General features: G+C 71.0%; 10 protein-coding genes. 5 read left to right on the top strand and 5 right to left on the bottom strand.

Annotation, left to right across the window (positions count from 1 at the left end; all coding sequences use genetic code 11):
* Nucleotides 1-125: 125 nt before the first annotated feature.
* The 4 genes from QNO26_RS12095 to QNO26_RS12080 all read left to right on the top strand — a co-directional run bounded on the left by QNO26_RS12095 (nt 126) and on the right by QNO26_RS12080 (nt 6,218).
* The gene (locus tag QNO26_RS12095) at nt 126-254 is read left to right on the top strand and encodes a hypothetical protein (protein WP_257526424.1); all 129 of its coding nucleotides are present in this window, start codon (nt 126-128) and stop codon (nt 252-254) included.
* Nucleotides 238-2,049 carry an ABC transporter ATP-binding protein gene (locus QNO26_RS12090; RefSeq protein WP_257526425.1) on the top strand — a complete coding sequence of 604 codons (1,812 nt, stop codon included), beginning with the start codon at nt 238-240 and terminating at the stop codon, nt 2,047-2,049. The genes QNO26_RS12095 and QNO26_RS12090 overlap by 17 nt, the downstream gene beginning before the upstream one ends.
* A complete protein-coding gene (locus tag QNO26_RS12085; RefSeq protein ID WP_257526426.1) occupies nt 2,046-3,854 on the top strand; it encodes an ABC transporter ATP-binding protein in 1,809 nt (602 codons plus the stop codon). Before QNO26_RS12090 ends, QNO26_RS12085 begins: the two co-directional genes overlap by 4 nt.
* Before the next feature lie 144 nt (nt 3,855-3,998).
* Entirely contained in the window at nt 3,999-6,218 is a 2,220-nt protein-coding gene (locus QNO26_RS12080; protein ID WP_257526427.1) for an NADP-dependent isocitrate dehydrogenase, read from the top strand.
* A gap of 468 nt (nt 6,219-6,686) precedes the next feature.
* On the opposite strand, the gene QNO26_RS12075 is transcribed toward QNO26_RS12080, so the two are convergent.
* The 3 genes from QNO26_RS12075 to QNO26_RS12065 all read right to left on the bottom strand — a co-directional run bounded on the left by QNO26_RS12075 (nt 6,687) and on the right by QNO26_RS12065 (nt 9,676).
* Nucleotides 6,687-7,139: a GNAT family N-acetyltransferase gene (locus QNO26_RS12075; RefSeq protein WP_257526428.1), complete on the bottom strand. Its 453-nt coding sequence runs from the start codon at nt 7,137-7,139 to the stop codon at nt 6,687-6,689.
* Nucleotides 7,140-7,203: 64 nt separating this feature from the next.
* A complete protein-coding gene (locus tag QNO26_RS12070) occupies nt 7,204-8,178 on the bottom strand; it encodes an acetylxylan esterase (RefSeq protein WP_285181642.1) in 975 nt (324 codons plus the stop codon).
* A 28-nt stretch (nt 8,179-8,206) separates the two neighbouring features.
* Nucleotides 8,207-9,676: a L,D-transpeptidase family protein gene (locus tag QNO26_RS12065; RefSeq protein ID WP_257526430.1), complete on the bottom strand. Its 1,470-nt coding sequence runs from the start codon at nt 9,674-9,676 to the stop codon at nt 8,207-8,209.
* 208 nt (nt 9,677-9,884) lie between these two features.
* Between QNO26_RS12065 and nagB the strand changes: the two genes are divergently transcribed.
* The gene (nagB, locus tag QNO26_RS12060; protein WP_257526431.1) at nt 9,885-10,664 is read left to right on the top strand and encodes a glucosamine-6-phosphate deaminase; all 780 of its coding nucleotides are present in this window, start codon (nt 9,885-9,887) and stop codon (nt 10,662-10,664) included.
* 22 nt (nt 10,665-10,686) lie between these two features.
* Here nagB and QNO26_RS12055 read toward each other — a convergent pair whose 3' ends face one another.
* The gene (locus tag QNO26_RS12055) at nt 10,687-12,069 is read right to left on the bottom strand and encodes an FAD-binding oxidoreductase (protein WP_257526432.1); all 1,383 of its coding nucleotides are present in this window, start codon (nt 12,067-12,069) and stop codon (nt 10,687-10,689) included.
* Complete coding sequence (locus QNO26_RS12050; protein ID WP_257526433.1) at nt 12,066-12,479, bottom strand: YrdB family protein; 414 nt, start codon at nt 12,477-12,479, stop codon at nt 12,066-12,068. Before QNO26_RS12050 ends, QNO26_RS12055 begins: the two co-directional genes overlap by 4 nt.
* Between the last annotated feature and the right edge of the window lie 37 nt (nt 12,480-12,516).

Below are 12,516 nucleotides of genomic sequence, written 5' to 3'. Positions count from 1 at the left end.
TCCCGTTCCCCGCCGGTCCCGCGACGCGAGCCTGGTAGGCGCGGACTCCTCCGGGAACACCGCGCGCCTACGCGCCGCGAAGCGCCGCTCACCCCGCCTGCAAGCGGCACCGCCCGGCGGCACCGATGTCCGCCGGCCCCGTCTGGCCGCCCTCGGCATCCTTCTTCTTCTTCTTCCTCCTCATCCCCGTCGGTGTCGCCCTTCTGCGACACCCCGCTTCGGACACCCGCAAGGATCATGACTTCCTCTCCTGAGAGACTCTCCACCCCCCGCGCGCTCCTGCGCCTGCTGCCCTACGCCAAGCCCGTGCTTCCGCGGCTCATCCTCGGCGCCGCGAGCGCCCTGGTCGCGAGCTTGCTGGCCCTGGCCATCCCGCTCGTCCTCGAGGCGCTGATCGACGGACCCATCGCCTCGGGCGACATCGTGCTGCTCATCTGGGGATCCGTCGGGATCCTCGCGCTGGGCCTCGCCGAGGCGGCGATGGTGTGGCTGCGCCGCTGGTTCGTCCTGGGGCCCGCGACCCTCATCGAGTACGACCTGCGCCACGGGTTCTACGCCCGCCTGCAGCGTCTGCCGGTCTCGTTCCACGACCGCTGGCAGTCGGGTCAGCTGCTCAGCCGCATGATGCAGGACATCAGCATGGTGCGCCGCTGGATGGCGTTCGGCCTCGTGCTGCTGGTGGTCAACGCGCTGACGATCATCGTGGGACTGGCGCTGCTGTTCAACTGGCACTGGCTGCTGGGCACGATCTTCCTCGTGTGCTCCGCACCGCTGTGGTACGCCGGATACCGGTTCGAGAAGACCTACGGCACGCTCGCACGGCGCAGTCAGGACCAAGCGGGCGACCTCGCCACGTCGGTGGAGGAGAGCGTCCACGGCATCCGCGTGCTCAAGGCCTTCGGCCGCGGCAAGCACGCGCTGCAGAAGTTCACCCGTCAGGCGGAGTCGCTGCGCGAGACCGAGCTGAGCAAGGCGCGCTCGGTCGGTTTCATCTGGTTCTGGCTGACCCTCCTGCCCGACATCGCCTTCGCGCTGTGTCTGGCGGCGGGCATCGTGCTCGTGCAGGCGGGCGAGCTGACCGTGCCGGGGCTGCTGGCGTTCTTCGCCATGGCGACGGTGCTGCGCTGGCCGATGGAGTCGATCGGATTCCTCTTCTCCTTCCTCCTCGATGCGCGCACCGCCACCGACCGCATCTTCGAGGTGTTCGACGAGGAGAACACGATCGTCGATCCGGCCGAGCCGGTCACCCTCACCGAGCCGCGCGGCCTGCTGCGGTTCGAGAACGCCCACTTCCGGTATCAGGACGCCGGCCCGGGGGAGCGGGACCTGCTCGACGGCATCGACCTCGAGCTGCACCCCGGTGAGACGATGGCGCTGGTCGGCCTGACCGGATCAGGGAAGACGACCCTGACCACGTTGCCGGCGCGGCTGTACGACGTCACCGGCGGTCGGGTCACCCTCGACGGCATCGACGTGCGCGACCTGACGCTGCGGGAGCTGCGCACCCACGTCGGCATGGCGTTCGAGGACGCGACGCTGTTCTCGCAGTCGGTGCGCGACAACGTGCTGCTGGGCCGCGAGGACCTGGAATCCGGCAGCGACGAAGCCGAGCGGGTGCTGCACGAGGCGCTCGCCGTGGCGCAGGCCGGGTTCGCCTACGAGCTGCCCGACGGCGTCGACACGGTCATCGGCGAAGAGGGCATGAGCCTGTCCGGCGGGCAGCGTCAGCGCCTGGCGCTGGCGCGCGCCGTCGCCGCCCGCCCGGCGGTGCTCGTGCTCGATGACCCGCTGTCGGCCCTGGACGTGGACACCGAGGCACTCGTCGAAGACGCACTGCGCGAGGTGCTCGCCGACACCACCGCACTCGTCGTCGCCCACCGTCCGTCGACGGTGACCCTCGCCGACCGGGTCGCGCTGCTGGAGGGCGGCCGCGTGACCGCGGTGGGCACCCACTCGGAGCTGATGCGCACGAGCGAGCACTACCGTCACGTCATCTCGAGCCTCGAAGACGAAGACTCCCGCGCGCGGGAGAGGGAGGTGAACCTGTGAGCACCGTCACCGGTACCAGCGGGGAAGACCGCTCCGACTACACCAAGGAGGAGAGCCGTGCCGTGCGGCGCCGCTCGCTGCGCCTGCTCGGGTCCCTCGTCTCGCCGCTGAAGGGCCAGCTCGCCCTCGCCGCCGTGGTGCTGGTCGTCTCGACGGCGCTGCGGGTGATCGGCCCCGCACTGATCGCCATCGGCATCAACCAGGCGCTCCCGCGCGTGCTCGACGAGGGCGACTGGATGCCGGCGATCGTGGTCGTGCTGGTCTACCTCGTCGCCGGCATCGGCGGGGCGCTCCTGATCGCCTGGTACGTCGTCATCACCGCGCGTCTCACCCAGGCCGTCATGCTCGACCTGCGCAAGCGCATCTTCGTGCACACGCAGCGGCTGAGCCTGGAGTTCCACGAGTCGTACACGTCGGGCCGCATCATCTCGCGCCAGACCAGCGACCTCGACACCATCCGCGAGCTTCTCGACGGCGGCCTCAACGAACTCGTCTCCGGCGTGCTCTACGGCAGCTTCACCCTCATCGCGCTGCTGCTGCTGGACTGGCAGTCCGGCGTCATCCTCATGGCGATGGGGCTGCCGCTGTACCTGCTGATGCGCTGGTTCTACCTGCGCTCGCAGCTGGTGTACCGCGAATCCCGGGTGGTCAGCGCCAAGGTGATCGTCAAGTTCGTCGAGACCATGACCGGCATCCGGGCGGTGAAGGCGTTCCGCAAGGAGGAGCGCAACGACGCGGAGTTCGGCACGCTGGCCCGCGACTACCGTGACGTCAACATGCGCTCGATCCGCCTGTTCGGCACCTTCGAGCCCGGCCTCATGGCCGTGTCGGCGGTGACGGTGGCCGCTGTGCTGCTGTGGGGCGGCGTCCGCCTGATCGACGGCACGATCGGCCTCGGCACTCTCGCCGTGGTGCTGTACGTGCGCAACTTCTTCGCCCCCCTGGGCGAGGTGGCGTTCTTCCTGAACTCCTACCAGTCCGCCGCCGCCGCGCTCGAGAAGGTGTCCGGGGTGCTGGAGGAGGAGCCCACCGTCCCCGACCCCGCCGATCCGGTGGATCTCTGGCATGCCAAGGGGCACGTCCGCTTCCAGGACGTCGAGTTCGGCTACGCGTCCGGGCGCACCATCCTGCCCGATTTCACGCTGGACATCCCCGCGGGGCAGACCGTCGCGCTGGTGGGCACGACCGGTGCGGGCAAGTCGACGCTCGCGAAGCTCGTGTCGCGGTTCTACGACCCCACCCGCGGCGCCATCACCCTCGACGGGGTCGACCTGCGGTCGCTGCACCCGAAGGACCTGCGCCGCGCGATCGTCATGGTCACGCAGGAGGCCTACCTGTTCAGCGGGACCGTCGCCGACAACATCGCGCTCGGCAAGCCCGACGCGACCCTCGAGGAGATCACCGCGGCCGCGCGCGCGGTGGGGGCGGATGCCTTCATCCGCGCCCTGCCCGACGGCTACGACACCGACGTGAACAAGCGAGGCGGCCGCGTGTCGGCCGGTCAGCGTCAGCTGATCTCGTTCGCGCGCGCGTTCCTCGCCGACCCGGCGGTGCTGATCCTCGATGAGGCGACCGCGTCGCTCGACATGCCGAGCGAGCGCATGATCCAGGACGCGCTGCAGACCCTGCTGTCCGATCGCACGGCGATCATCATCGCCCACCGCCTGTCGACGGTGGCGATCGCCGACCGCGTGCTCGTGATGGAGCACGGCCGGATCATCGAGGACGACACCCCTGCCGAGCTCATCGCCGGCACGGGCAAGTTCGCCCAGCTGCACGCCGCCTGGCGGGAATCGCTGGTGTGATCGCGGGCGGGAGCGGGCGCCGCGCCTGAAAGGCGGCATCCGCTCCCGCCCGGTCAGCCGGGCGCCGGCATCCGCAGGCCCTTCGCCGGCGCCCGGGGTATCTTGATATCGAGACAATTGCAGTTCCGGACGGAGAATACGACAGTGACCGAGCCGACCATCATCTACACGTACACCGACGAGGCGCCGGCGCTGGCGACGGCATCGTTCCTGCCCATCGTGCAGGCCTACACCGGTCAGGCTGGGGTGTCCGTCGAGACGCGGGACATCTCGCTGACCGGCCGCGTGCTGGCCGCTTTCCCCCAGCGTCTGACGACGCAGCAGCAGGTCGGCGACGCGCTCGCCGAGCTCGGCGGCCTCGCGACGCTGCCCGAGGCGAACATCATCAAGCTTCCCAACATCTCCGCCTCCATCCCCCAGCTCAAGGCGGCCATCGCCGAGCTGCAGGCGGCCGGCTACGACATCCCCGACTACCCGGATGAGCCCGCCACCCTCGAGGAGAAGGACATCCGCGCCCGGTACGACCGCATCAAGGGCTCCGCGGTGAACCCGGTGCTGCGCGAGGGCAACAGCGACCGCCGCGCGCCGCTGTCGGTGAAGAACTACGCCCGCAAGCACCCGCACCGCAACAAGCCCTTCGCCGAGGGCTCCAAGACGCGTGTCGCCACGCTCGGCCACGACGACTTCAAGTCCAACGAGACCTCCGTGGTGATCCCCGCCGATGACGTGCTGACGATCCAGCACGTGGCATCCGACGGCACCGTCACCACCCTCAAGGAAGGGCTGAAGGTGCTCCCCGGCGAGATCGTGGATGGCACCTTCCTCTCCGCCGCGGCCCTGGACGCGTTCCTGGCCGACACGCTGCGCGCAGCCGCGGCTGACGACGTGCTGTACTCGGTGCACTTGAAGGCCACGATGATGAAGGTCAGCGACCCGATCATCTTCGGCCACGTCGTGCGCGCCTACTTCGCCGACGTCTTCGCCCGCTACGGCGACCGCATCGCCGCCGCCGGCCTCACGCCGAACGACGGTCTCGGCGGCATCCTGTCGGGCCTGAAGGGCGTCGACGGCGGCGAGGAGATCATCGCCGCCTTCACCGACGCGATGGCACAGGGCCCGCGCCTGTCGTATGTCAACTCCGACAAGGGCATCACCAACCTGCACGTGCCGTCCGACGTCATCGTGGATGCCTCGATGCCGGCGCTCGTGCGCAACGGCGGCAAGCTCTGGGGCGCCGACGGCGGCGAGGACGACACCATCGCGGTCATTCCCGACTCGTCGTACGCCGGGGTGTACCAGACCGTCATCGACGACGTCATCGCGCACGGCCCGCTGGACCCCGCCACCATCGGCAGCGTTCCCAACGTCGGCCTCATGGCGCAGGCGGCCGAGGAGTACGGCAGCCACGACAAGACGTTCGAGATCGCGTCGGAGGGCGTCGTGCAGGTGGTGAACTCCGCCGGCGACGTGCTGCTGGAGCACACCGTCGCCCCCGGCGACATCTGGCGTGCGACGCAGACCAAGGACATCGCCGTGCGCGACTGGGTGAAGCTCGCCGTCACCCGCGCGCGCGCCACCGGCGCCCCCGCCGTGTTCTGGCTCGACGCGTCCCGCGCGCACGACGCACAGCTCATCGAGAAGGTCAAGACCTACCTCGCCGACCACGACACCGAGGGCCTCACGATCGAGATCCTCGCGCCGGCCGAAGCCACCCAGTACTCGCTGGACCGCATCCGCAAGGGCGAGGACACCATCTCGGTCACCGGCAACGTGCTGCGCGACTACCTCACCGACCTCTTCCCGATCCTCGAGGTCGGCACGAGCGCCAAGATGCTCTCGATCGTCCCGCTGCTGGCCGGGGGAGGCCTCTTCGAAACCGGCGCCGGCGGCTCGGCGCCCAAGCACGTGCAGCAGCTGCTGAGCGAGAACTACCTGCGGTGGGATTCCCTGGGTGAATTCTTCGCGCTGGCGGCATCCCTCGAGCACCTGGCGACGACGACCGGCAACGTGAAGGCGCAGGTGCTGGCCGACACGCTGGATGCCGCGACCGGCACGTTCCTCGAGCAGGACCGCTCACCCGGCCGCAAGCTCGGCACGATCGACAACCGCGGCAGCCACTTCTACCTCGCGCTGTACTGGGCGCAGGAGCTGGCCCGCCAGACCGCCGATGCCGACCTCGCCGCGGTGTTCGCGCCGATCGCCGAGGCGCTGGCGTCGCAGGAGGAGCAGATCGTCGCCGAACTGAACGCGGTGCAGGGCTCGCCCGTCGACATCGGCGGGTACTACCGCCCCGACGGCGCCCTGGTCGAGGGCGTCATGCGGCCGTCGGAGACGTTCAACGCCGTGATCGACAGCATCGGCTGATCGCCGCCCGCGGCCCCTCCGGGCCGTGAGACCGCAACGGGCGGCCGAGACGATGAACCGTCATCTCGGCCGCCCGTCGTCGTTCAGCCCGCGTGCGGGGTGCCGCGTGGCGCGCCCTTCCGGTTTGGGTCGCGTATCGGTTCCCGAAGCCGCCGCGGGGCCGGTTTGGGTCGCGTATCGGCTCCCGAACCCCCGGATGGGCGGGTTTGGGGCGGGGGTCGGATCCCCGGGGCGCGTGGGTGATCGTGGCCCGTTTGGGTCGCGTGTCGGTTCCCGAACCCCGTGGGTGGGCGGTTTGGGGCGCGTGTCGGTTCCCGAACCCCGTGGGTGGGCGGTTTGGGTCGCGTATCGGTTCCCGAGCCCGTGGGTGGGCGGGTTTGGGGCGCGTATCGGTCCCCGAACCGGCGCGAGGGGCACGGCAGACACAGGGCCCCGCGACGACACCGGATGCGACGAAGCGCGAAGCGACTAGAGGCGCACCTCGGCGACGATCTCGCCGAACTCGGTCTCGCCGACGGGGGTGAAGCCCACGCGGCGGAAGAAGGTCTCCGGACCGCCCTCGCCACCCTCGTAGATGACGTCGACGTGGTCCATGCCGCGGTCGCGGGCCTCCGCGAGCAGCTGCTCGACGGCGAAGCGGCCGACGCCGCGCCCCTGGTCGTCGGCATCCACGTTGATGCGCCACAGCACGGAGCGGAAGTGCTCCTGCGGGGCCTCCGGGTCGAAGTTCGCGCTGACGAAGCCGACGACCTCGTCGCCGTCGAGCACGACGCGCTGCCAGGCGGTGGCGGGGTTGACGACGGTCGCGGCGATCGCGTAGCTCTCGGGGGCGAGGAAGCGCTCCTGCCCGGGCTTGAGCGACATGTTGTTCACCGCGACGATCGTGGATGCGGACAGTTCCTCTACACGCAGCTCAGCCATGCCCAACAGGGTAACGGGGTTTCCGGGCACGACGCACGCTCGGCCGGATGCCGTCACCTCGCCGTCACCCGCGCGACACCTGCCGGCCGAGGAAGGCGGCCTGCGCGAACCACTGGTACGCCTGCCCGCCCTCGTGCTCGTTGTGGGTGTAGACCTCGATCGCCTTCTCGCCGCGGTAGTGGTTGAACGCCGCGTAGACGGTCGACGGCGGGCACACCGGGTCGAGGAGGGCGACCGAGAACAGCGACGGCGCCGTCGCCCGACGCGCGAAGGCGACCCCGTCGAAGTACGACAGGGTGCGGAACACCGCCTCGTCCGCGCCGCGGTGCACGGAGAGATAGCGCACGACCTCCTGATAGGGATCGCTGTCGGTGAGCCCCACGGCGCGATCGAAGTGGCACAGGAACGGCACGTCGGGCATGGCCGCGACGAGACCGTCGCACAGCCCCGCCACGGCCAGCGTGATGCCGCCGCCCTGGCTGCCTCCCGTGACGGCGACGCGTGTCGGGTCGACCTCGGGCATCGCCCGGACGGCGTCGACCGCGCGCACCGCGTCGGTGAACACGCGGCGGTAGTAGTACTGCTCCGGGTCGAGGATGCCGCGGGTCATGAACCCGTTCGCAGCGGGTCCCGCCCCGTGCGGATCGGGGGTGTCCCCGCCCGAGCCCCAGGTCGAGCCCTGACCGCGGGTGTCCATGAACAGGTGGGCATAGCCGGCGGTCGCCCAGGTGCTGCGCTCCCCGGGAAGACCCCGTCCCCCGCCGTAGCCGTTGTACTCCACGACTGCCGGAAGCGGGCCCTCCGCGCCGCGGGGCAGGGTCAGCCAGGCGCGCACCGGGTCGCCGTCGAACCCCGGGAAGGTGACGTCGAAGACCTCGAGCACCGTGAACGGGGTGGCGACGCGCTCGCGCGTCACCTCGCCGCCGCGGGCGCGCGACTCCTGCAGCGTGCGCTCCCAGAACCCGTCGAAATCGTGCGGTTCGCGCACATCGGGTCGGTAGACGGCGAGCTCGGCGGGAGAGAGGTCGAAGCGGGGCACGAACGCCACCCTAGAGGTGGCGCGCGCCTCAGTAGTGGATCGACACCTCGACGCCGGGAGCCGCCCAGTCGTACAGCTGCGCGGCACGCCACTCGGGCATCCCGACACAGCCGTGGCTGCTCGGGGTTCCCCAGTTGCTGTGCCAGTACACGCCGTGGAACGCCTGGCCGCCGTTGAAGTACATCATCCACTTCACGTCGGGCTGCACGTAGGGGCCGAGGTCCTCGCCGTTCGGTCCGCGGTACGTGCCGTAGAGCGTCTGCATGGGGTACATGCTCTGGATCGTGTATTCACCGGGATAGGTGGGAGCGCCCTGCTTTCCCGTGGAGACCGACCAGCCGTCGACGGCCTTGCCGTTCTCCCAGAGGGTCACCCACTGGCTGCTGAGGTTGACGTCGATCGACCGGGCCAGCGCGGTGGTCTTGAACTCCGTCTCGACGACGGGAAGGGCGTAGACGGCGTTGCCGTCGGCCAGCTGCTCGGCGAAGCCCGCGGCGATGCCGTCGGTGGATTCCAGGGCGCGGCCGGTCTGGCCCGCCTGGATGTCCCAGAGGTTCTCGCCGGCGCTGTTGGTGATGACGGTGGCGTCCACCGGGTCGCGGTCGACGATCCCCGGGAGCGTGTCGACGACCGGCTGGATCGCGTCGGCGTCGGCGGTGAACACGACGCCGCCGTCGTCGTCGGTGGAGACGGTGATCCAGGATGCCAGCAGGGCGGGGTCGATCGGGACGGCGCGCTCCTCACCGATGTAGAACCCGGCGGAGGAGAGCATGGCGTTGAGCACGTCGGCGCCGGTCTGGGCCTCTTCGGTGGTCGTGTGGGCGGCCAGCGGAGCCATCGAGGGGTCCTCGAGGACCACCGAGGATGCCCCGCCGTCGAAGGCCTGCTGCAGCGCGCTCTGCACCGACGCGGGGTCGACGCCCTCGCCGTCGATGGCGGGGGTGACGACGTACGTCTGAGAGGCCGCATCGAACGCCAATTCGGCGTCGGTGGGCGCGACGTACAGGCCCGGCGCGGCGTCGCGCACCGCGGTGGCGGCCTGCTCCGCGTCGATCGCCACCGGCGCGGCGATCGGATCGCCGAACCACTGGGTCACGTTCCACAGGGGACGCTCCTCGAACGCGGCACTCGCGAGCGCCTGCGCGTCGATGGTGGCGCCCAGGTCGGCGGCCGACACGGCTGTGCCGTCGACGATGAGTTCGGTCCCGTTGAGCCGCTCCGAGACCGCCTCGGCGGCAGCCCCGGGAGTGAGCCAGCCGACGGAGACGCCGGCGACGCTGGTGCCGGGGGCGACGAGCACGAGGGAGGCAGCGGCCGCACCCAGCGCGACCACGGCGGCGGGAATGCCGATCCACAGACCGAGGTGCCGCTTCTTGGGCGCCGGTTCCACGGGGGCCCAGCGCACGTCGGAGTCGGTACCCGTCGGATCGAGGACGACGGTCGTCGCGTCATCGCCGCCAACGGCGTCCGAACTGCCTGTCTCAGGTCTGGTGACCACGTCCGTCACAATCCACCCCCCGGTTTGTGTGAGTCGATACGTCCTCTCCATGGTAATAGACGGGTGACACACCGGGGGCAACGGATCGGTCACGGAAAGACGCACCGGCGTGCGCGCGACCTGCGGCGGCGCGCGCCGAGGTGCGGTTGGATGGAGATGTCGTCCGCGCCGATCGGCGCCGTCGCCACCACCGAGGAGGAAGCAACCCATGGCTGAGATCGTGATCGTCCCGTCGAAGGCGGATGCCGGAGCACTCGTCGCAGCGGAGATTCTGGGTCTGGTCGAGCGCAAGCCGGACGCCGTGCTGGGACTGGCCACCGGTTCCACCCCGCTTCCGGTCTACGAGGCGCTGCGCGCCCGTCACGGCGAGGTGGACTTCTCCCGGGTGCGCGGGTTCGCACTGGACGAGTACGTGGGCATCGACCCCGCCCACCCCGAGAGCTACCGCAACGTCATCACGCGTGAGGTCGTCGAGCCGCTCGGACTGGATCCTGCGCGGGTGCGGGTGCCGAACGGGTCGCTCGAGGGCATCGAGCACGCCGGCGAGGATTACGAGCGCGCGATCGCCGAGGCCGGCGGTGTCGACCTGCAGATCCTCGGCATCGGCACCGACGGGCACATCGGCTTCAACGAGCCGGGATCGTCCTTCGCCTCCCGCACGAGGGTGAAGACGCTCACCGCGCAGACGCGCGACGACAACGCGCGCTTCTTCACCTCGGTCGACGAGGTGCCGATGCACTGCATCACGCAGGGCCTGGGCACCATCCTCTCGGCCCGGCACCTGGTGCTGCTGGCCTTCGGCGAGGGCAAGGCCGCTGCGGTGGCCGGCGCGGTCGAGGGGCCGGTGACCGCGTCGCTCCCGGGCTCCGCGATCCAGCTGCACCCGCACGCGACGGTCGTGGTCGACGAAGCCGCGGCGTCCCAGCTGCAGCGTTCCGACTACTACCGCTACACCTGGGAGAACAAGCCGGCCTGGCAGGGTCTCTGAGCACGGCGCGGGCCGGCGGCGCTCAGGGGGAGAAGACCTTGCCGGGATTGAGGATCCCGAGAGGGTCGAACACGCGGGCGATGTCCCGCTGCAGCTGCCACTGATCGTCGCCGAGCTCGTCGGCCAGCCACCGCCGCTTGAGCACGCCGATGCCGTGCTCGCCGGTCAGCGTGCCGCCGAGGCGCAGCGCTGACCGGAACAGGTCGTCCGCCGCATCCCAGACCGCCGGCGGCACCTCGGCGCCCTCGAACACGAAGTTCGGGTGCAGGTTGCCGTCGCCGGCGTGCGCCACCGTCGGGATCACCATGCCGTGGTCGCGCTCGACGCGGGCGATCTCGTCGAACATCGCAGGCAGGGCGCTGCGGGGCACCGAGACGTCCTCGATGAGGGTCGTGCCGAGGGTCTCCATGGCCGGGTGCATCGCACGGCGCACCGCCAGCAGGCGCTCGCCCTCGGCCTCGTCCTCGGCGAGCACCACCGTTCCTCCCGCGGCGCTCAGCACGGCGGCGATGTCGCGGGCCTCGGCGTCGGCGGCGGGACCGTCGGTCTGGATCGTGAGCTGGGCCGCACCCGGGGTGGGGGGCGTCAGCTGCAGCAGTCGGTGGACCGCCTCGAGGCTGACGGCATCCATCAGCTCCATGATCGCCGGCTGCAGGCCCGCGGCGGTGACCGCGGCCGAACCGACGGCGGCCGCGCGCACGTCGGAGAACGTGGCGGCGAGGGTGCGCGTGCCGCCGGGGACGAGGCGGCGCAGCTTGAGCGTGGCACCCACGATGACGCCGAGGGTTCCTTCCGAGCCGATCATGAGCGCGGTGAGGTCGAGGCCGGTGACGCCCTTGACGCTGCGGTGGCCGAGGCGCAGCAGCCGGCCGTCGGCGAGCACCACATCCAGGCCGAGCACGGCATCGCGCACGACGCCGTACTTGGCGCACAGCAGACCGCCGGCGCCGGTGGCGATGTTCCCGCCGACGGTGGAGATGTCGCGGCTGGCGGGGTCGGGGGCCCACCACAGCCCCTGCGGGGCGAGCGCGGCGTTCAGCTCGGCGTTGATGATGCCGGGCTCCACCACCGCGAGCAGGTCGTCGGGACGCACCTCGAGGATGCGGTCCATGCCCCGCACCGACAGCGCGATCTCACCGTCACCCGCGTTGGCGCCGCCGGCCAGTCCCGTGCCGGCGCCGCGGGTCACCACGGGGGTGCCGGTGGCGGTGGCGATGCGCAGCGTGTGCTGCACGTCCGCGACGGATGCCGCGTGCACGACGGCCAGCGGTGCGCCGGAGGACGCGTGGCCGGACTTGTCGGCGCGTGCCGCCTGCCGCGCCGCGGGGGAGGTGTCGACCCCGGCGCCGAGCGCTTCGCGCAGCAGCGCGACCACGTCGGTCGCCGGCTGCGCGGCGGTGCTCATGCCAGGCGACGCCGGCCGGAGATGACGCCGACGGTGACGGCGACGACGGCGAAGCCGAGGCCGACCCACACGTTGCCGAGCGCCCACCAGGCGATCGTCGCGGCCGCGTAGACCAGCAGCTCCACGAGGGCCCGCACGAACGGGTGCACCGCGAGCACGGCGCGAGGGGAGACGAACAGCGCCCACAGCAGGATCGCCACGACGGGGGCGCCGATGCCGACGACGAGATTCCAGGGGACGTCCCACGCGATGAAGCCCCAGAAGGCCAGAGTGCCGAACGCGAAGAGGCCGGCGACGACCGACAGCACGTCGATCACGTCGAGGGCGCGCCGCGTGCCGGGCTGCGGCTCGGCGGACGTCGGCTGCGGCTCGGCGGGTTTCGCGGGGCGCACGGAGGGCAGATCGGACATGCCCTCAGTCTACGTGCGGCGCGGCCTGGGGCCCGCG

It is taken from the genome of Microbacterium sp. zg-Y1090, from assembly GCF_030246945.1.
Taxonomy (GTDB): Bacteria; Actinomycetota; Actinomycetes; order Actinomycetales; family Microbacteriaceae; genus Microbacterium; species Microbacterium wangruii.
Note: the sequence above shows the minus strand (reverse complement) of the source record. Positions and strands in the feature narration are given on the sequence as shown.